Here is an 18,530-nt window from a genome sequence, read left to right on the forward strand (position 1 = left end):
CGGTCGGCGAACGGCTGTGGAGCTGCGAGTATGCCCGATCGGCGGCACCACGTCACCGGTTAACGAGCGTTTATTCGATCACACCTCGGGGCAACGAGCCCGACCGGAGATTGGTCCGAACCATTGACCATACTGGTCTAGTCCTCTTACTGTGCCCTCGGTTCCTGACACCACCTCCCCCACTCTCCCCTCCCTCCCGAGGAGACAGCTCGATGCACCGACCGCATCTCCCCCGCGTCCGTTTCAAGGCGCTTGTGTCCGCCGCGTGTTGTGCCGTTCTCGGCGCCGGACTCCTGGCCGGCGCGGGTACCGCGACCGCCGCGCAATCGGCCTCGAAGGCCGCCGTGAAGCCCGTCCCGAAGGCCGCCGGCTCCAAGGTCGTCGGTTACTTCACCGAATGGGGCACGTACGACCGCAAGTACTACGTCAAGAACATCCAGACGTCCGGTTCGGCCGCCCGGCTGACCCACGTCAACTACGCCTTCGGCAACGTCACCGGCGGCAAGTGCGCGATGGGCGACGCCGATGCGGCGACCGGCCGGACGTACACCGCCGCCGAGTCGGTGGACGGGGTCGCCGACACCGCGAGCCAGCCGCTGCGCGGCAACTTCAACCAGCTGCGCGAGCTGAAGCGCAAGCATCCGAACCTCAAGGTCCTCTGGTCCTTCGGGGGTTGGACCTGGTCGAGCGGTTTCGGCGAGGCCGCGCAGAATCCGGCCGCGTTCGCCAAGTCCTGCTACGACCTGGTCGAGAACTCCAAGTGGGCCGACGTGTTCGACGGCATCGACATCGACTGGGAGTACCCGAACGCCTGCGGCAACACCTGCGACACCAGCGGCAGGGCGGCCTTCAGGAACGTGATGGCGGCGCTGCGGGCCAAGTTCGGCTCCGGCAACCTGGTCACGGCGGCGATCACGGCCGACGCCACCGCCGGCGGCAAGATCGACGCGGCGGACTACGCGGGCGCGGCCCGGTACGTCGACTGGTACAACCCGATGACGTACGACTACTTCGGCGCCTGGGCGGCGACCGGGCCGACGGCACCGCACTCGGCGCTGAACTCGTACTCCGGTATCCCGCAAGCCGGTTACTACACCTCGGCGACCATCGCGAAGCTCAAGGGCCTCGGCATCCCGGCCTCGAAGCTGCTGCTCGGCATCGGTTTCTACGGGCGCGGCTGGACCGGCGTCACCCAGGCGGCACCCGGCGGCACGGCGACCGGTCCGGCGGCGGGTACGTACGAGGCGGGCTTCGAGGACTACAAGGTGCTCAAGACCAAGTGCCCCGCGACCGGCACCGTCGGCGGGACCGCGTACGCCAAGTGCGGGAGCGACTGGTGGAGTTACGACACCCCGGCGACCATCGGGACGAAGATGGCGTACAAGAACCAGCAGGGGCTGGGCGGCACGTTCTTCTGGGAGCTGAGCGGCGACACCTCGAACGGTGAGCTGGTCAGGGCGATCAAGTAGGCCCACCCGGAAGGCGGTTGGGGGGCGGAGGCCACGAGCCTTCGCCCCTTCGCCGTCAGTTGTCCCGGCGCGCCGGCTCCGGTGTCACATACGTCGGGTCGAGTTCCTCGATGGCGCGCATGGCGCCGCCCAGCATCTTCACGAGGAGCTCGCGCATGGTGTCGCGGGAGAGCTGGGGGCGGTCGATCCAGTCGAGGGTGGCACCCTCCACGCTGCACACCCAGCCGAACAGGCCCATACGGGCCAGCGGTCCGATGTCCTGTCTGCCGTACGCGCCTTCGGCGATGGTCCCGACGATCGCCTCGCGCACCCGTCCCGGATGGCGTGCACCTCGGCGTCGAAGCCGACACCGCCGCTGACGATCGTGCGGTAGGCGGCCTGGTTGTGCTCGGCGAAGCGCAGATAGGCGTCGAGTGTGCGGTGCACCCGGTCCACCGGCGCGTGGACGAGGCCGCTGGACGCGAAGGTGACCAGGTCGGCGACCGAGTCCTCGACGATGGCGAGGTAGTAGCCGCGCTTGGACTGGAAGTAGTAGTAGATCAGCCCTTTGGCGACCTGCGCCTGACGTGCGATGTCGTCCATCGACAGGGCGTCGTACGACCTGTCGGCGAACAACTTCCGTCCGATGGCGATGAGTTCGGCGCGTCGCGCCAGGGAGCGGTCGGTGCCGCGCGCCCGCGGGCGTTCGGTGGCATCCTGTCTACTACTGTTCAACTTGGGGCCCTGGTCTCCAACTGCGGGCGGGACATCCGAAGTATGGCAGACCTGAGCCACCTGCACGTTCGACTCTGATCGACAGGGCGAGCGCCCGTTCGTGGCGGATCGCACCGGGTCAGAGCAGCCCGAGTTGGGCGACGAGCATCGCGAGCACGATCACGAACGTCCAGCCCATGACGTGCTCGAAGATCTTCGGTCCGTTCTCCCGGGGACCCCCGGTACGGGTGCGGACGGTGGCTGCGGCAGTGCTCGCGGTCATGGCATCTCACTGAGGTCGGTGTGCGATGGACTCCCCCCACCGTTCTGTCCACCTTGCCATTCATCGGGGCTTTCGCGCCGGAGACGTTGGTCACATCCCGCCGGAAAACGGACAGCCCCCGGTCTCCCGGGGGCCGCCGCACGCCGTTACGCGTCCTGCTCGGCTCAGCGCACGCCCACCGCGGCCAGCGCGGCGAGCTGGGCGGTGCTCGGCCGGGCCGGGAAGTACAGGTAGCAGACGCCGCCGGTGCCGGACACGACCTTGCCGCTCGCGTTGTACCGCTTGGTCCGCAGCCAGATGTTCTCGAACTCACGCCTTGCATAGACCCGGCGTACGGCCTGGTCGGTCGGCGAGAACGGGTCGTTGGCGATCACGTCGCCGTCGGCGGTGAAGCCGATCACCGTCATCAGATGGCCGGAGGTGCCGTAACCCGCCCCCGTCAGCTCGGCCTTGAGGAACGACTGGGACGTTATGGCCGGAATGCCCGCCGCGACCAGCGTCTCCAGGTCCGTGAGCGAACCGAGCCGGGTGACCACGCCCTGGAGGTCCTTGTAGGTCGCCGCGTAGGCCGCGTTGAAGGGCCAGTTGCCGCAGCCGCCGTACTGGAAGTCGTAGGTGAAGCGCGCCGCGTGGCACACCTGTGGGTCGGCGTAGGCCGGGTCGACCCAGGCCAGTTGTGCCGCCGTGGGCTTCCGCCCCCAGTACTCGATGATCATCTGCGAGGAGGTGGGGCTGCACCAGGCCTCACCGCCGTTGTCGTACTCGGGGTACTGGCCGCTGTGGATCTCCTGCGAGTAGCGCGGGACGGTCAGTTCCCTGACCACGCCGGGCGTCGAGGCGGGGACGGTGAAGCGGTCCGGGACGTCGGAGCCCATCGCGCCGAGCCGCCAGACCGTGGGCGTGGCCGTGGTGCCGGGCTTGCGGTAGAGGGTCAGCCGCAGCCGGTACGAGTCCAGGCGCAGGCCCGTGGCCGGGTCGTCGATGGCGAAGGTGTCGGTCCAGACCGTGCTTCTGTCGTCGGTCTGGTCGTCGACGGAGGTCCGCTTGATGTCCTGGTCACCGGAGGCCCAGCGGCCCATCACGTACCAGGGTGTGGCCGTGCCGTCGGAGTACGTGCCGGTCAGCTCGACCTGGAGCCAGGTACCGGCCGGGGTGCGCGCGTTCCAGGAGGCGATGACCTCCGTGGCGGGCACCGTGAGCCGGTGCACGACGGACGTCCAGGTCGCGTACTCCCAGACCGCCGTCGTGCCGGTGTGCGGATCGGTGTAGTCGACCGTGCCGGCCGGAGCCCCGATCACGACCCCGGGCCGCGCCCCGGCGACGGTACGGGTGCCCTTGGCCGTGCCGCCGCACCAGTCCGCGTACGAGGTCCAGGCGCGGTAGTCGACGGGGCGGGCGGGGGTGACCGCGGCCTCGCGGCCGGTCACGTCCGGGGTGGCGGCGGCAGCCGGGCCGGCGCTGCCCGCGACGGCGGCGGCGACCGCCGCGGCGAGGACGGTTCTGCGGGACGGCTCTTCGGCTCTGCTCATGGGCGGGTGACCCCCAGGTGACCTAGGCGGGCGGGACAGTGCACGGCTGTGCGCCCACTATGGCCGCCGATGACCTGCTCCTGCCAGCTCTTCGGGCCATGCCACGCCCAGGAATTTTGGTCTCGACCATTGGCGTGACCTGGGGCGCGGCAACGGCTGCGCCCGACCGGTCCCTAGAATGCGCCCTGGCAATATGTCCGCATCCCTCACCCCCGTCACCCTCCGGGAACCGCCATCCACGACCTCGCACGCACCCTGCGCCGACTGCCACCCTCCTGCGGCCCGGTCCGGCTGATCGCCGTCGACGGACACGCGGGTTCCGGGAAGAGCACGTTCGCCGGACGACTGGCCGCCGCTCTCGACGGGGCGCCCGTGCTGCACCTCGACGACATCGCCACCCACGACGAGCCGTTCGCGTGGACGCAACGCCTGCTCGGTCAGGTGATCGAGCCGCTGCGGCGCGGCGAGGGCGCCTCCTACGCCCCCTACGACTGGACGTCCCGGCGCTTCGGACCGCCCCGGACCCTGCCGGCCTCGCCCGTGGTACTGGTGGAGGGGGTCGGGGCCGGCCGGAGTGCGCTACGGCCGTTCCTGGCGCGGCTGTTGTGGATGGAACTGCCGGACGAGGAGGCCTGGGCGCGCGGGCGGTCGCGGGACGGGGCGGAACAGAGCGAGTTCTGGGCCGGGTGGGTCGGCGCGGAACGGCGGCACTTCGCCGCGGACCCCTCACGTCCGTACGCCGAGCTATTGGTGCGGCAGTGTCGCGAGGGGTACGAGGTGCTCCCGGGGCCTGCCGGGACCGTTGGATCAGACCAGAATGTCACTCACCGTGATGGGCCGTCCGCTGTGTGCTGAACTTGTGAAGACCCTTGTCACTCAACTTCTACGAGTGCCTCAACTCGGCTTGACCGGTGAGCCGTACAGGACTTACGTTCTGAATGCGCGGCCATTCGGAGCCGCCCGCAGTCGCGAAGCCCCCGGTTGTTCCCCCGTGATTGGGGGCTTCGTTCTGCCCGCGGCCTGTTTTCCGGCCGCTCCGAGGCGCGATCCGCTCACCCTCGGTGACCGCGCCGTGTGCGCCCCATCTGCTCCCACCTCGTCAAACAGCCTGTACGGCACCCTGCTGCGGGCACGTGAAGCGCAGGTACGATGCCCTGGGTGCGACTCGGACGGCTGCTCTGCGCACCGTTGCAACTCCCGTCCGCGGCACAGCGGTTCGACCAAGCTGCCGACGGGCACCGGCCCGTCGGAGAGGCAATCGGGGGCACGGTTTGTGGGGGACGTGATGGACTTCGGCACGCAGGGCCCCGAGGCCCCGGCCGACCTCGTCTGGCTGCGAGGTGTGGACGCCTACACGATGGGCGCCTATCCCCAGGCGGAGGAGGAGTTCCGCACCGCGGTGCGGATGGATCCCGGGATGGCCGACGGCTGGCTCGGACTGCATGCGCTGCGCGTCGACACGACGACCGCGCTGCTACGGATGTTCCGGCACCGGGAGCGCTTCGGGGAGCAGCGCTCACGTCACCGCCGGACCCTCAACTCCTGGTACTGGCTCGGCTGGTGGGTGCAGCCCGTGCTGGAGAGCCCGCGCGATCTGCTGCTCGCGCACGCCTCGCACTGGCTGGACGGCCGCCATGTGCCGGAGCTGGACCGGGCGTTGGCCGGTCTGCCACCGGTGGACACCGATCCGCAGGTCCGTTTCCTGCACGCGTGCCGCGCCTATCTCGTCAAGGACTGGGAGCAACTGGTCCGGCACACCGACCCGTTGATCAACGACGCGATGCTGGGCATCGAGGCGGGTCTGTTCGGCGGCATGGCCCGGGTGCGCCTGGAGATGTACGGGCAAGCTGAGCCGCTGCTGTCTGCCGCGCTGATGCGCTGTCGCAGCGAGCAGCCGCAGCGCAAGGAGCTGCGGTACTGGCTGGCGCGGGCCCACGAGGGCACGGGCCGCTCGGCGGCGGCGCTCCCCCTCTACCGGGCCGTGCACCGCGTGGACGCCGCGTTCATGGACACCTCGGCACGGCTCGCCGCGATCTCCGAGGGCGACGGGTACGACGAGGCAGCCGACATGGCGGCGATCACGCTCTCCGGGATCGGGCAGGAGCTGCTGGAGAGCCCGGACGGTATCGACCCCCTGTTCGGTGGCGAGGGTCGCGACCTGAAGCTCTCGGAGCCCGAACTCCCTTCGCCGGGCAGCCCGTTGTCGTCCGCGACCGACTCGGTGCGGGAGAAGGCCGGCCTTCCGGTGCAGCCGCTGCCGACCGGCCCGACCGACCCCGCGCTGCTCGATGAGGCACTCGCCCAGCTGGAGTGCATGGTGGGCCTGGAACCGGTGAAGCGCCAGGTCAAGGCGCTCTCCGCCCAGTTGAACATGGCGCGGCTGCGGGCGGGGCAGGGACTGCCGGTACAGCCGCCGAAGCGGCACTTCGTCTTCTCGGGCCCGTCGGGCACCGGCAAGACGACGGTGGCTCGCATCCTCGGCCGGGTGTTCTACGCGCTCGGGCTGCTCGGCGGCGACCATCTGGTCGAGGCGCAGCGGGCGGACCTCGTCGGCGAGTATCTCGGCCAGACCGCGGTGAAGGCCAACGAGCTGATCGACTCCGCGATCGGGGGCGTCCTGTTCGTCGACGAGGCGTACTCGCTCTCCAACTCCGGGTACGGCAAGGGCGATGCGTACGGCGACGAAGCGCTGCAGGTGCTGCTGAAGCGCGCCGAGGACAACCGGGACCACCTGGTGGTGATCCTGGCCGGCTATCCGGAGGGCATGGACCGGCTCCTCGCAGCCAACCCCGGGCTGTCGTCCCGCTTCACGACCCGCGTCGACTTCCCCTCGTACCGTCCGCTCGAACTCACCTCCATCGGCGAGGTGCTGGCGGCGGAGAACGGTGACGTGTGGGACGAGGAGGCGCTGGACGAGCTGCGCTCGATCGCCGGGCATGTGGTGGACCAGGGGTGGATCGACGAGCTGGGCAACGGGCGGTTCCTACGGACGCTGTACGAGAAGAGCTGTGCGTATCGGGACCTGCGGCTGTCGGTCTATCCGGGGACGCTGACGCGGGACGACTTGTCGACTTTGCGGCTTCCGGACCTCATGCAGGCGTACGGGGAGGTTCTGTCGGGGCGGGGGCCGCAGGATCCGTCGGCCCTGTGACCGGACCAGTCCCCGGGCGCCTGTTTGTTCGGCGCCCGGGAACTGGTCCGGGGGCGGGGTGGGTCGCGCAGCCCGGCGCTGTACGGGGTGCCGCTCTCGGTGGGACGGGCGCCGCCCCTAGCGGCACGCGTGCCGCAGCTGGGCGAGTTGGGCGGGAGCCGCCAGGTCGGGCGTCGCCCAGCAGCACGCGCGCCCGCAGCGCGGTGCCTGCGAACTCCGGCCCGCTGGGGCGCCCCTTCGGGGGCGCGGGGAACTGCGCGATCAACCCCCACCCACCCGCAGCCGAACAACCCGCCCGTCCCGCGGAGCGTCAACTCGCCAGCGCCTCCTTCTGTGCCTCCGCCCTGGGTTCCGTCACCTTCGGTACCGGAGGTGACTGGCGGTGGGCCGGGTCGCGTACCTCGCCCACCAGGAGTTCCAGTACGTCCTCCATCGCGACCAGGCCGATCACCCGGCCAGAACCGTCCGCGACCTGGGCCAGGTGGGTCGCCGCCCGGCGCATCACCGTCAGCGCGTCGTCCAGCGGGAGTTCGGAGCGCAGGGTCGTCATGGCGCGCCAGATGTGCTGCGGCACCGCCCGTTGCGACTCCTCCACGTCCAGTACGTCCTTCACGTGCAGATAGCCCATGAAGGCGCCGTTGTCCGCCACCACCGGGAAGCGGGAGTAGCCGGTACGGGCGGTGAGGGCGACGACCTGGCCCGGGGTGACCGACGGGCCCACCGTCACCAGGGACTCGCGGTCGAGGAGGACGTCGGTGACCGGGCGGGAGCCCAGTTCCAGCGCGTCCTCCAGGCGTTCCTGCTCACCGGGGTCGAGCAGTCCGGCCTGGCCGGCGTCCTCCACCAGGCGGTTGAGCTGTTCGCTGGTGAAGACCGCCTCGACCTCGTCCTTGGGCTCGACGCGGAAGAGCTTCAGGATGAGTCGGGCACAGGCGCCCAGCCCCACCGTGACCGGCCCGCACACCCGGGCGAAGGCGACGAGGCCGGGGCTCAGCCACAGCGCGGTCTTCTCCGGTGCCGCCATCGCCAGGTTCTTCGGGAGCATCTCCCCCACGACCAGGTGGAGGAAGACCACGACCGCGAGCGCGATGACGTAACCCAGCGGGTGGATCATGCCCTCGGGCAGGTGGGCCGCCTCGAAGACCGGTTCCAACAGCTGGGCCACCGTCGGTTCGGCGACCGCGCCCAGGGTCAGCGAGCACATGGTGATGCCGAACTGGGCGGCGGCCATCATCTGCGGCAGCCGTTCCAGGCCGTACAGCACCTGGCGGGCCCGCGCCGTGCCGAGCGGTTCGATCTGGCTTCGCCGTACGGAGACGAGGGCGAACTCGGCGCCCACGAAGAAGCCGTTGGCGAGCACGAGGAGAAGGGCGAAGAGGAGTTGGAGCACGCTCATCGGGTCGCCTCCACCGCGAGGTCCGCCGTGTTCGTACTGCCCTCTGCCCTGATCAGGCGTACCCGCTCGGCCCGGTAGTGGCCGACCTGGCGGACCGACAGGCGCCAGCCCGGCAGTTCGGCCCGGTCTCCGGGGACCGGGATCCGGCCCAGCAGGTCGGCGACGAGGCCGGCGACCGTCTCGTACGGCCCCTCCGGCACGTCGAGGCCTATGCGCTGGAGGATGTCGACACGACAGCTGCCGTCGGCGTCCCAGGCGGGGCGGCCGTCCTCGGGCGGGGCGGCGGCGAGTTCGGTCGGTTCGTTGAGCACGTCGTCGTGCTCGTCGTGCACCTCGCCGACGAGTTCCTCGACGATGTCCTCCAAGGTGACCACGCCCGCCGTACCGCCGTACTCGTCGACGACGACGGCGATGGGCTGCTGGCTGCGCAGCAGTTCGAGCAGTGGCTGCACGGGGAGCGTCTCGGGGACCAGCAGCGGTGACTTGGCGATCCGCCCGACCGGTGTGCGCAGCCGGTCCCCGGCCGGCACCGCGAGGGCGTCCTTGAGGTGGGCCATGCCGACGATCTCGTCGATCCGCTCCCGGTAGACGGGGAAGCGGGACAGGCCGGTGGCCCGGGTCAGGTTGACGACGTCCTCGGCGGTGGCCGACGACTGCAGCGCGCTGACCCGCACGCGCGGGGTCATGACGTGCTGCGCGGTCAGCTCGCCCAGCGACAGCGTCCGTACGAAGAGGTCCGCGGTGTCCTGTTCCAGCGTGCCGGCCTGGGCCGAGTGCCGGGCAAGGGAGACCAGTTCGCCGGGGGTGCGGGCCGAGGCCAGCTCCGCGGTGGGCTCGACGCCCAGGGCACGGACCAGGCGGTTGGCCACCGCGTTGAGCCCGGCGATCACCGGGCGGAAGAGGCGGGAGAAGGCGTGCTGCGGGCCGGCCACGAAGCGGGCGACCTGCAGCGGCCTGGAGACCGCCCAGTTCTTGGGCACGAGTTCGCCGATCACCATCTGCACGGCCGAGGCCAGCAGCATGCCGACGATCACCGAGATGGTGGGGACGGCCCCTTCGGGCAGCCCGATCGCGGTGAACGGGCCGTGCAGCAGCTCCGCGAGCGCCGGTTCGGCGAGCATGCCGACGACGAGGGAGGTGATGGTGATGCCGAGCTGGGTGCCGGAGAGCTGGAAGGACAGCTCCTTGAGCGACTCGACGACCGTACGGGCCCGTCGGTCGCCCTCGGCGGCGGCCTTCTCCGCGTCCGGACGCTCGACCGTGATGAGGCCGAACTCGGCGGCCACGAAGAAGCCGTTGGCCAGGATCAGCAGGAATGCCGCGCCTAGGAGCAGCAGGGGGGTGGTCATGATGCCGCCGCCTCGATATGCCGGGAGGGGGCGGCGCAGGTACTACAGGACGATCCGTCCATCGCTGGAGGGAGTCACTCCTCGGGTAGCAGGGGGCCTCTGAAGACCGGGGGGAACATCAGTGGCGGAGGCGCGCGAAAAACGCCTCCGCCAACAGATTAATCAAGACATGGGCCTGAGCGGCAGGGTGGACGGCCCTGAGTCAGCCCTGATCTTGCTCGGAGGTACCCGCGGACCGCGCCTCGGTGAGCGCCCGCAGGGTGCGCGCGTCCTCGATGGCACGCTGTTTGGCGATGCCGGGCTGGATGCCGAGCGCGGGCAGACTCGTACCGTCACTGAGGTCGAGGAACACCCAGGGGTCGCCCGGCCGGAGGTTCACCCGGAGGATCTCCGCCCAGTCCAGACGCCTCTTGCTCGCGATGTTGACGACGGTGACTCCGGACTCGTCCGCGACCACCTTCGGCCGGGACAGGAGCAGGAGTACGGAGGACAGCAGCGCGCCGGTGAAGACGAAGCTGAGGCGCTCCCCGGGGCTGAGGTTCTCCAGGAGCAGCGCGATCGTCGTGATGACGGCGAAGATCGCGACGCTCGCGGTGCCCAGCACGGCCCGGGTGCGGCCCGGCCGAAAAGTGACGGGCAGCACGGGCAGCGCCGGTGGAACGGGTGCGGTGGGCGGATCCTGCATCGGTGTACGGTCCCTGTCGCTCACGGTGTCGGTGGCTTGCCGTGTCTCAGAGGCGGCAGGCGTGGATGGCCGTGGTCAGGATGGCCCGCGCGCCGATGTCGTACAGATCGTCCATGATCCGCTGGGCCTCCTTGGACGGGACCATCGCTCGGACGGCGACCCAGCCCTCGTTGTGCAGCGGCGAGACGGTCGGCGACTCGAGACCGGGCGTCAGGGCGACGGCCTTCTCCAGCTGCTCGACACGGCAGTCGTAGTCCATCATCACGTACGTCCGGGCCACCAGGACGCCCTGGAGGCGGCGCAGGAACTGCTGGACCTTGGGTTCCTCGGCCTCCGCTCCGACCCGGCGGATGACGATCGCCTCGGACTTCATGATGGGCTCGCCGAACACCTCCAGGCCCGCGTTGCGCAGTGAGGTGCCGGTCTCGACGACATCCGCGATGACCTCGGCGACGCCGAGCTCGATCGCGGTCTCGACGGCGCCGTCGAGGTGGACGACGGAGGCGTCCACGCCGTGGTCGGCGAGGTGCTTGGCGACGATCCCCTCGTACGAGGTGGCCACGGTCAGGCCGGCCAGATCCTCGATGCCCGCCGCGGTGCCGGGCTTGCCGGCGAAGCGGAAGGTGGAGCGGGCGAAGCCGAGCGGGAGGATCTCCTCCGCGTTGGCCCCGGAGTCGACGAGCAGGTCTCCACCGGTGATGCCGATGTCGAGGCGGCCGGAGGAGACGTAGATCGCGATGTCGCGGGGGCGGAGGTAGAAGAACTCGACCTCGTTCTCCGGGTCGACGATCCGCAGCTCCTTGGACTCCCGGCGCTGCTGGTAGCCGGCCTCATGCAGCATCGCCGACGCAGGGCCTGACAGGGAACCCTTGTTGGGGACGGCGATGCGCAGCATGAGACAAGCTTCCTTCGTTTCGTACGGAAAGGTGTGCGACTACGGCTTACAGGTGGGCGTAGACGTCGTCCAGCGAGATTCCGCGGGCGACCATCATCACCTGGACGTGGTAGAGCAGCTGCGAGATCTCCTCGGCGGCTGCTTCCTTGCCCTCGTACTCGGCGGCCATCCAGACCTCGGCGGCCTCTTCTACGACCTTCTTGCCGATGGCATGGACGCCCTTGCCGACCAGCTCAGCGGTGCGGGAGGTGGCGGGATCGCCCGTGGCGGCCTTGTGCTGGAGCTCGGTGAAGAGCTCTTCGAACGTCTTATTGGACATGATGGCCCCCACATTACGTGGTGAATGGAACTCCCTATCGCCAGGGTTCGGATACTGAGCGGAGGGTGGCCGCCGTCGCCACGGCCGCTGTCACCGCCTCGTGCCCCTTGTCCTCGTTGGAGCCCTCGATGCCCGCGCGGTCGAGGGCCTGCTCCTCGGTGTCGCAGGTCAGCACGCCCATGCCGATGGGGACTCCGGTGTCGACGGAGACCTGGGTCAGGCCCTGGGTGACGCCCTGGCACACGTACTCGAAGTGGGGAGTGCCGCCCCGGATGACGACGCCGAGGGCGACGATCGCGTCGTAGCCCCGCCCGGCCAGGACCTTGGCGACGACCGGGAGTTCCCAGCTGCCGGGGACCCTCAGCAGGGTCGGCTCGTCGATGCCCAGGTCGTGCAGGGCGCGCAGGGCGCCGTCCACCAGACCGTCCATCACCTTCTCGTGCCACTGGGCCGCGATGACGGCGACGCGCAGGTCACCGCAGTTGCGTACGGACAGTTCGGGTGCACCCTTGCCGCTCACGTTCTCGTCTCTCCTTGGCTGTCTCTACAACGTCTTCTGCAGCGTCTTCTACAGCGAGTTCTGCAGCGGTCTCTACTGGTTGCCGCAGGGGGACACGGGGGCCGCGTCCAGCCAGGGCAGGTCGTGTCCCATCCGGTCCCGCTTGGTGCGCAGGTAGTGGAGGTTGTGCTCGCCCGCCTGTACGGGCATCGGCTCGCGGCCGGTGACCTTGAGGCCGTGGCGGACGAGCGCGTCGGTCTTGTCGGGGTTGTTGGTCATCAGGCGCACGCTGCGGACGCCGAGGTCCTGGAGTATCCGCGCGCCGGCGCCGTAGTCCCGGGCGTCGGCGGGCAGGCCGAGCTCCAGGTTGGCGTCGAGGGTGTCGCGGCCCTGCTCCTGGAGTTCGTACGCCCGGAGCTTGGACAGCAGTCCGATGCCGCGCCCCTCGTGGCCGCGCAGGTAGACGACCACTCCCCGGCCCTCGTCCCGGATGCGTTCGAGGGAGGTCTCCAGCTGGGGGCCGCAGTCGCAGCGCAGGGAGTGGAAGACGTCGCCGGTGAGGCATTCGGAGTGGACGCGGACCAGGACGTCCTCGCCGTCGTCGGCGCCGATGTCGCCGTGGACGAGGGCGACGTGTTCGACGCCGTCGACGGTGGAGCGGTAGCCGTACGCCGTGAACGTGCCGAAGGCGGTGGGGAGCCTGGTCTCGGCCTCGCGGCGGACGGTGGGTTCGGCGCTCTTGCGGTAGGCGACCAGGTCCTCGATGGAGATGATCGTCAGGCCGTGCTTGCGGGCGAAGGGGATCAGCTCGGGCAGGCGCAGCATCCGGCCGTCCTCGCCGGCGATCTCCACGATGGCCCCGGCCGGGCGCAGCCCCGCGAGACGGGCGAGGTCGACGGCCGCCTCGGTGTGGCCGTTGCGGACCAGCACGCCGCCGGGCCTGGCGCGCAGCGGGAAGATGTGGCCCGGGCGGACGAAGTCGTCGGCGCCGGTGTCGCCGCTCGCGAGGAGCTGAAGCGTGGTCGCCCGGTCGGAAGCCGAGATACCGGTGCTCACACCGTGAACCGCCGAGGCGTCGACGGAGACTGTGAACGCGGTTTTCATCGACTCGGTGTTGTCGTCGACCATCTGCGGCAGCCGGAGCCGGTCGAGCTCGTCGCCCTCCATCGGGGCGCAGATGAGCCCGCGGCACTCGCTCATCATGAACGCGACGATCTCGGGGGTCGCCTTCTCGGCGGCGATGACGAGGTCGCCCTCGTTCTCCCGGTCCTCGTCGTCGACGACCACGACCGGGCGGCCGGCCGCGATGTCCGCGATGGCCCGCTCGATCGGGTCGAGGGACCAGTCCTCCATGTTGTCGGTGCTGTAGAGGACCGGCGGGATCGAAGGGGTGGCGCGTAGCGTCTCGTTCGGGGCGGTGGTGGGAGACGTGAGAGCAGTCATGCGGGCGCTCCTTCCAGGACGGGCCGCGTGTCCCTGCGGGAGCGCAGCCACCAGTCGCGCATGCCCCACAGGACGAGCGCGCCGTAGATGACGTAGACGAAGCCGGAGAAGGCGTAGCCGTTGGCGAAGTTGAGGGGGACGCCGACGAGGTCGACGAGGAGCCAGGCGAACCAGAACTCGACCATGCCGCGCGCCTGGGCGTACATGGCGACGATGGTGCCGACGAAGATGTAGGCGTCCGGCCAGGGGTCCCAGGACAGGGTCGGGTAGGCCTTGAAGAGCAGGGCCACGGCGACCGTGCCGACGGCGGCGGCGCCGATCATGGCCACTCGCTCGCGCCAGGTGGCGAACCGCGGGGTGATGTGACCGTCCGCGGAGTCGCCCTTGTGGCGGTTCCACTGCCACCAGCCGTAGCCGGCGACGGCCATGACGACGACCTGCTTGCCCGCACTGCCGGTGAGGTGGCCGAAGAAGGCGCCGAAGAGGATCAGGCCGGAGAGGAACTGCACCGGCCAGCTCAGCAGGGAGCGCCGCCAGCCGAGGGCGAGGGCGATCAGGCCGAGGATGTTGCCGATCATGTCCGACCAGAGGATGTGCTGGTCGAGGAGGGTGAACGCCTCGGTGTTCAGCCGGTTCACTTCGCCGCCCCCTGCGGTCCGAGCAGCCGCTCGACGTACTTGGCGATGACGTCGACCTCGAGGTTGACCGGGTCGCCGGACTGCTTGCGGCCGAGCGTGGTCAGGTCGAGGGTGGTGGGGATGAGGCTGACGGTGAAGTAGTCCGGCCCGGCGTCGACGACGGTGAGGCTGATGCCGTCGACGGTGATGGAACCCTTCTCGACGACATAGCGGGTGAGGTCTGCGGGGAGCGAGATCTTGACGATCTCCCAGTTCTCGGACGGCCTGCGTTCGAGAACCGTGCCCGTGCCGTCGACGTGGCCCTGCACGATGTGGCCGCCGAGGCGGGCTCCCAGGGCCATGGGGCGTTCGAGGTTGACGCGGGAGCCGACGGCGAGGGCGCCCAGGCCGGAGCGGTCGAGGGTCTCCGCCATGACGTCGGCGGTGAACTCGTCGCCCTCGTGTTCGACGACCGTGAGACACACGCCGTTGACGGCGATGGAGTCGCCGTGGCGGGCACCTTCGGTGACCACGGGGCCACGGAGCCTGAAGCGGGAGGCGTCGCCGAGGTTCTCGACCGCCGTGACTTCGCCCAGTTCTTCGACGATTCCGGTGAACACTTCCCGGGTCCTCCCTGCCTCTTCGGGCACGGACTCCGGGGCCTGTCGATGACGACAGCTGTGAACGGGCAGGAACATCGGGAGCGACGCCGGACGGAGCTCGACCCATGGCCGAGCGGTACGGCGGCGCGCACGAATGCCCGCCCGCCGCGCACTGCCTCCCATCCGGACTTTAACCGTCGGTCCAGGAATTCCACCTGGTCAACCGGCCACCGAAAAAAATGCGGACGGGTCGCGGACTGTAACCGCCGGTTCGGACTTTCACCGACCCCGGAGTGCGCTGCTTCTGTTAGAGGCCAGTGTGCCACGCCTGGCCATACTCCATGCGGGTGAGTTTTGTGGACTGGCTCACAACAACCGATGGGAATAATCGACGGGATCGGGCCACAGGCGAGAGGCGGGCAGCCAAGTCCCACAATTGGTCCATACCTATTGACCGTCATGGTCCAGACCTCCTAGCGTCGGTGCCGGACCGGTGGCGGTGTCGACGGCTCTTGCCCGCCGCCGGTCCCTCACGCCCTCCCGCGCTACCCGATCCGCGCCCCGAACAGCACCTCCTGCGCACCCTCCCGCGCCGTCAGCAACGCCCCGCGCAGTACTGCTCCACCGCCCAGCATGCTCGCGCGCACCTGGGCCGGGAGGGGTGACATCCGGGCGAGCCGTTCCTCGACACGGGCGGCGAGTACGTCGCCGCCCGCCCGGCCGACCTCGCCGCCCAGCACCACGCACCCCGGGTCGAGGACGGCGACGACGGACGCGGCGCCGATGGCGACGCGATCGGCGAGGGTTCCGAGAAAACGGGCGTGGGCCGGGACTCCAGGGGCCGCCACGGCCGCCCGGACCAGAGCCGCCGCGTAGGGCTCGTGGGCGGCGGCGTCGGCCACCAGGTCCTGCGTACCCGCCAGTCGGGCGATCGCCGCCGCTCCGGCCAGGGAGTGGAAGCCGCCCGCGCAGTCCGTGGCCGACGGCAGCTGCCCCGTGCCCGGCACCGGCAGGAAGCCGATCTCACCGGTGCCGCCGGAGGCCCCCCGGCGCAGGATGCCGTCGAGGACCACGGCCGCGCCGGTGCCGTGACCGAGCCACAGCAGCACGAAGGTGTCCCGGTCGCGGGCGGCGCCGTCGCGCTGTTCGGCGAGGGCGGCGAGGTTGGTCTCGTTCTCGACGATCACGCGGGTCCCGGGGAGCCGTTCCTGGAGCGCGGCGACCAGCCTGCGGTGCCACTCGGGCAGGCCCGTGGAGTCCCGGAGTTCACCGGTCGCCGGGTCGATCAGGCCGGGGGCGCCGACCCCGACCGTGTGCAGTTGCTCGGCCCCGGCCTCCTTGGCGGCCCGCTCGACGAGAGCGACCGCCTGTTCCACGGCGGGGCCGGTGCCGGTGTCACCCCCGATCGGCACGGACGCCTCGGCGAGCACCTCGCCCAGCAGGTCGGCGACGACGACGGAGACGCCTTCGGTACGGATGTCGAGGGCGGCCAGGTGGGCGAGGCCGGCGACGATCCCGTACACCTTCGCGTTGGGTCCTCGGCGCTGCTCTCCCGACTCCCCCACGATCGTGATCAGTCCGGCGGCGGTGAGGCGTTCGACGAGGTCGGCGACCGTCGGGCGGGACAGGCCGGTGAGCTGCTTCAACTGCCAGGCCGCCAACGGGCCTTCCTGCTGGAGCAGACGCAGGGCGAGCCGGTCGTTGATGGCCCGGGCGGTGCTCGGTGATGCGGGCATGCCGAGATCCTTCCAGATCGGCGGGGCCGTTCCCGCTGCGGACGGCCCGTATCTCGCTATCTATCAGGCAGGGTCCCTGATAGTTTACGGCGGCGCGCGGCGGAGGTTCCGCGGCACAAATGGAGACACGGCGGAGAGCCGACCCGGGGAGGGCCGCAGAATGAGTGCTGTGCTGTACGAACGAGACGAGGTGAAGCGCGCCCGGTACGCCGTGGCCGCGGTCTTCGCCGTGCACGGCGCCGTCACCGGCTCGTTCGCGACCCGGGTGCCGTGGATCCAGGACCACGCCTCGGTCAGCGCGGGGCAGTTGGGGCTGGCGCTGGCGTTCCCCGCGCTCGGCGCGTCCCTCGCGATGCCGCTCGCGGGCCGCATCAGCCACCGTTTCGGCGCCCGTACGGCGTTGCGCGGTCTGATCGCGCTCTGGACCCTGGCGCTCGTCCTGCCGGCCATGGCCCCGAACCTCCCCACGCTCTGCCTCGCCCTGTTCGTCTACGGCGCCACCGCAGGCATGGCGGACGTGGCGATGAACGCGCTGGGCGTGGAGATCGAGAACCGGCTGGGCAGGTCGATCATGTCCGGCCTGCACGGCATGTGGAGCGCGGGCGCCCTGATCGGCGCGGCCGGCGGCACCCTCGCCGCACATCTGGGCTCGGACGCGCGCCTTCATCACGTACTCGCGGCGGCAGCCCTCACGGTGCTCGGCGTGGCCGCCTGCCGCTGGGTGCTCGACCTGCGCCCCACCGAGGACGAGGAGCCGCCCCCGAGGTTCGCGCTGCCGCCCAGGTCAGCGCTGCTGATCGGCGCGATCGGCTTCTGCGCGGTGTTCGCGGAGGGCGCGAGCCTGGACTGGTCGGCGGTGTATCTGCGGGACGAGCTGGGGACCTCGGACGGTCTGGCGGCGGCTTCCACGACCGGCTTCATGCTGACGATGGCGGTGGCCCGGCTCGTCGGCGACGCGGTCGTGAACCGTTTCGGTGCGGTGCGCACGGTCCGCGCGGGCGGCGTGCTCGCCGTACTCGGCGGTGTGCTCATCGTGATCGCGGAGCGACCCGCCACGGCGATGACCGGCTTCGGGCTGCTCGGTCTCGGTATCGCCGTGGTCGTCCCGCTGTGCTTCGCGGCGGCGGGCCACAGCGGCTCCAACCCCAGTCAAGCCATCGCGGGCGTCGCCACCATCACGTACACCTCGGGTCTGGTCGCGCCGAGCGCGATCGGGACACTGGCCCAGGCGACGAGCCTGGTGGTGTCGTTCGGGCTGGTCACAGTGCTGGCGGGCGGGCTCGCCGGGTTCGCGGGAGTCCTGCGGGCAGGCGAGAAGGACCGCCCGAAGGTCAGTCCGCCGAGCGCAGCAGTTCCCGAGCGCAGGCCCTGAACCGGTCGCTCCACGGCGTGGGCCGCAGGGTGCCGGCGTCGAGCCGCACCAGCACCCGCGTGCCCCGGGCGTACGTCAGCTCGCCGTCGGCCGAGCAGAGCCGGAAGCCGTAGGTGAGGCCGGTGGTGCCGAGGCGCTCCACCCAGAGGTGCACGGCGTGGACGCCCGGCCGGTCGACCGGTGCCTCGTAGCCGATGAGCAGTTCCCTGACCACGTTGCAGAAGTCGCCGGCCGCCGCCCAGTCGCCGTCGAAGGTGAAGCCGTACCCGTGCAACAGCTCGTTCCAGGCCCGCTCCACCAGCAGCGGGTAGCGGGCGTTGTGGAGCATTCCGAGGGAGTCGAGGTCGTCGAAGTGGACGGTGACGGGCATCAGCCGCCCGTACGAGCCGTCCGGATCGGCGGAGGACATGGGCGCTGCGACTTCGGCTTCGGCGGTCACGGGCGGGGCTCCTGGGCGTACGGGACGAGTGGCGGATGCGGTTGTCCGCGCCT

17 protein-coding genes, 1 pseudogene and 1 riboswitch are annotated in these 18,530 nt (G+C 70.5%); of the genes and pseudogenes, 4 read left to right on the forward strand and 14 right to left on the reverse strand.

Annotated features, from left to right (window positions below; translation table 11 throughout):
* Nucleotides 1-212 precede the first annotated feature (212 nt).
* On the forward strand, nucleotides 213-1,469 hold the full coding sequence (locus G3I71_RS15030; RefSeq protein ID WP_164314933.1) for a glycoside hydrolase family 18 protein: 1,257 nt from the start codon (nucleotides 213-215) through the stop codon (nucleotides 1,467-1,469).
* 55 nt (nucleotides 1,470-1,524) lie between these two features.
* Here the strand turns inward: G3I71_RS15030 and G3I71_RS15035 are convergent.
* The 3 genes and pseudogenes from G3I71_RS15035 to G3I71_RS15045 all read right to left on the reverse strand — a co-directional run bounded on the left by G3I71_RS15035 (nucleotide 1,525) and on the right by G3I71_RS15045 (nucleotide 3,974).
* Nucleotides 1,525-2,183: pseudogene (locus tag G3I71_RS15035) on the reverse strand (TetR/AcrR family transcriptional regulator).
* Nucleotides 2,184-2,301: 118 nt separating this feature from the next.
* Entirely contained in the window at nucleotides 2,302-2,445 is a 144-nt protein-coding gene (locus G3I71_RS15040; RefSeq protein WP_164314935.1) for an SCO1431 family membrane protein, read from the reverse strand.
* A gap of 164 nt (nucleotides 2,446-2,609) precedes the next feature.
* Nucleotides 2,610-3,974, reverse strand: coding sequence for a peptidase C39 family protein (locus G3I71_RS15045; protein ID WP_164314937.1), 1,365 nt, complete (start codon nucleotides 3,972-3,974; stop codon nucleotides 2,610-2,612).
* A gap of 201 nt (nucleotides 3,975-4,175) precedes the next feature.
* Between G3I71_RS15045 and G3I71_RS15050 the strand changes: the two genes are divergently transcribed.
* Together G3I71_RS15050 and G3I71_RS15055 are read left to right on the forward strand one after the other, a co-directional pair.
* The gene (locus G3I71_RS15050; RefSeq protein ID WP_164315241.1) at nucleotides 4,176-4,829 is read left to right on the forward strand and encodes a hypothetical protein; all 654 of its coding nucleotides are present in this window, start codon (nucleotides 4,176-4,178) and stop codon (nucleotides 4,827-4,829) included.
* Nucleotides 4,830-5,259: 430 nt separating this feature from the next.
* Nucleotides 5,260-7,125 (forward strand): AAA family ATPase, encoded by a 1,866-nt coding sequence (locus tag G3I71_RS15055; RefSeq protein WP_164314939.1) that lies wholly within the window; start codon nucleotides 5,260-5,262, stop codon nucleotides 7,123-7,125.
* 310 nt (nucleotides 7,126-7,435) lie between these two features.
* On the opposite strand, the gene G3I71_RS15060 is transcribed toward G3I71_RS15055, so the two are convergent.
* The 10 genes from G3I71_RS15060 to G3I71_RS15105 all read right to left on the reverse strand — a co-directional run bounded on the left by G3I71_RS15060 (nucleotide 7,436) and on the right by G3I71_RS15105 (nucleotide 16,666).
* A complete protein-coding gene (locus tag G3I71_RS15060) occupies nucleotides 7,436-8,521 on the reverse strand; it encodes a hemolysin family protein (protein ID WP_164314941.1) in 1,086 nt (361 codons plus the stop codon).
* Nucleotides 8,518-9,870, reverse strand: a complete 1,353-nt coding sequence (locus tag G3I71_RS15065; protein ID WP_164314943.1) for a hemolysin family protein — start codon at nucleotides 9,868-9,870, stop codon at nucleotides 8,518-8,520. Before G3I71_RS15065 ends, G3I71_RS15060 begins: the two co-directional genes overlap by 4 nt.
* Nucleotides 9,871-10,072: 202 nt before the next feature.
* The gene (locus tag G3I71_RS15070) at nucleotides 10,073-10,555 is read right to left on the reverse strand and encodes a PH domain-containing protein (RefSeq protein WP_164314945.1); all 483 of its coding nucleotides are present in this window, start codon (nucleotides 10,553-10,555) and stop codon (nucleotides 10,073-10,075) included.
* Between the two features lie 46 nt (nucleotides 10,556-10,601).
* Nucleotides 10,602-11,450 carry an ATP phosphoribosyltransferase gene (gene hisG, locus G3I71_RS15075; protein ID WP_164314947.1) on the reverse strand — a complete coding sequence of 283 codons (849 nt, stop codon included), beginning with the start codon at nucleotides 11,448-11,450 and terminating at the stop codon, nucleotides 10,602-10,604.
* Between the two features lie 46 nt (nucleotides 11,451-11,496).
* A complete protein-coding gene (locus G3I71_RS15080) occupies nucleotides 11,497-11,769 on the reverse strand; it encodes a phosphoribosyl-ATP diphosphatase (protein ID WP_006378313.1) in 273 nt (90 codons plus the stop codon).
* Nucleotides 11,770-11,803: 34 nt separating this feature from the next.
* A complete protein-coding gene (gene ribH / locus G3I71_RS15085) occupies nucleotides 11,804-12,289 on the reverse strand; it encodes a 6,7-dimethyl-8-ribityllumazine synthase (protein ID WP_053740326.1) in 486 nt (161 codons plus the stop codon).
* A 72-nt stretch (nucleotides 12,290-12,361) separates the two neighbouring features.
* A complete protein-coding gene (locus tag G3I71_RS15090; RefSeq protein ID WP_164315243.1) occupies nucleotides 12,362-13,621 on the reverse strand; it encodes a bifunctional 3,4-dihydroxy-2-butanone-4-phosphate synthase/GTP cyclohydrolase II in 1,260 nt (419 codons plus the stop codon).
* Nucleotides 13,622-13,707: 86 nt separating this feature from the next.
* Nucleotides 13,708-14,349, reverse strand: coding sequence for a nicotinamide mononucleotide transporter family protein (locus G3I71_RS15095; protein WP_164314950.1), 642 nt, complete (start codon nucleotides 14,347-14,349; stop codon nucleotides 13,708-13,710).
* The gene (locus G3I71_RS15100) at nucleotides 14,346-14,948 is read right to left on the reverse strand and encodes a riboflavin synthase (protein WP_164314951.1); all 603 of its coding nucleotides are present in this window, start codon (nucleotides 14,946-14,948) and stop codon (nucleotides 14,346-14,348) included. Before G3I71_RS15100 ends, G3I71_RS15095 begins: the two co-directional genes overlap by 4 nt.
* A gap of 147 nt (nucleotides 14,949-15,095) precedes the next feature.
* Nucleotides 15,096-15,231, reverse strand: a riboswitch (FMN riboswitch).
* A gap of 244 nt (nucleotides 15,232-15,475) precedes the next feature.
* Nucleotides 15,476-16,666, reverse strand: a complete 1,191-nt coding sequence (locus tag G3I71_RS15105) for an ROK family transcriptional regulator (RefSeq protein ID WP_164314954.1) — start codon at nucleotides 16,664-16,666, stop codon at nucleotides 15,476-15,478.
* A 160-nt stretch (nucleotides 16,667-16,826) separates the two neighbouring features.
* Here G3I71_RS15105 and G3I71_RS15110 point away from each other — a divergent pair, with 160 nt between their 5' ends.
* Nucleotides 16,827-18,038: an MFS transporter gene (locus G3I71_RS15110; RefSeq protein ID WP_164314956.1), complete on the forward strand. Its 1,212-nt coding sequence runs from the start codon at nucleotides 16,827-16,829 to the stop codon at nucleotides 18,036-18,038.
* Here the strand turns inward: G3I71_RS15110 and G3I71_RS15115 are convergent.
* Nucleotides 17,998-18,447 (reverse strand): thioesterase family protein, encoded by a 450-nt coding sequence (locus tag G3I71_RS15115; protein ID WP_164315245.1) that lies wholly within the window; start codon nucleotides 18,445-18,447, stop codon nucleotides 17,998-18,000. The two genes, G3I71_RS15110 and G3I71_RS15115, sit on opposite strands and share 41 nt — an antisense overlap.
* Nucleotides 18,448-18,530 lie beyond the last annotated feature (83 nt).

The organism is Streptomyces sp. SID12501, from assembly GCF_010550245.1.
Taxonomy (GTDB): domain Bacteria; phylum Actinomycetota; class Actinomycetes; order Streptomycetales; family Streptomycetaceae; genus Streptomyces.

Coding starts and splice junctions, on each gene's coding strand:
- G3I71_RS15060 (WP_164314941.1), bottom strand. CDS start 8,521: ATGAGCGTGCTCCAACTCCTCTTCGCCCTTCTCCTCGTGCTCGCCAAC.
- G3I71_RS15080 (WP_006378313.1), bottom strand. CDS start 11,769: ATGTCCAATAAGACGTTCGAAGAGCTCTTCACCGAGCTCCAGCACAAG.
- G3I71_RS15105 (WP_164314954.1), bottom strand. CDS start 16,666: ATGCCCGCATCACCGAGCACCGCCCGGGCCATCAACGACCGGCTCGCC.
- G3I71_RS15030 (WP_164314933.1), top strand. CDS start 213: ATGCACCGACCGCATCTCCCCCGCGTCCGTTTCAAGGCGCTTGTGTCC.
- G3I71_RS15110 (WP_164314956.1), top strand. CDS start 16,827: ATGAGTGCTGTGCTGTACGAACGAGACGAGGTGAAGCGCGCCCGGTAC.
- G3I71_RS15045 (WP_164314937.1), bottom strand. CDS start 3,974: ATGAGCAGAGCCGAAGAGCCGTCCCGCAGAACCGTCCTCGCCGCGGCG.
- G3I71_RS15040 (WP_164314935.1), bottom strand. CDS start 2,445: ATGACCGCGAGCACTGCCGCAGCCACCGTCCGCACCCGTACCGGGGGT.
- G3I71_RS15090 (WP_164315243.1), bottom strand. CDS start 13,621: ATGGAGGACTGGTCCCTCGACCCGATCGAGCGGGCCATCGCGGACATC.
- G3I71_RS15115 (WP_164315245.1), bottom strand. CDS start 18,447: ATGTCCTCCGCCGATCCGGACGGCTCGTACGGGCGGCTGATGCCCGTC.
- hisG (WP_164314947.1), bottom strand. CDS start 11,450: ATGCTGCGCATCGCCGTCCCCAACAAGGGTTCCCTGTCAGGCCCTGCG.
- G3I71_RS15055 (WP_164314939.1), top strand. CDS start 5,260: ATGGACTTCGGCACGCAGGGCCCCGAGGCCCCGGCCGACCTCGTCTGG.
- G3I71_RS15070 (WP_164314945.1), bottom strand. CDS start 10,555: ATGCAGGATCCGCCCACCGCACCCGTTCCACCGGCGCTGCCCGTGCTG.
- G3I71_RS15065 (WP_164314943.1), bottom strand. CDS start 9,870: ATGACCACCCCCCTGCTGCTCCTAGGCGCGGCATTCCTGCTGATCCTG.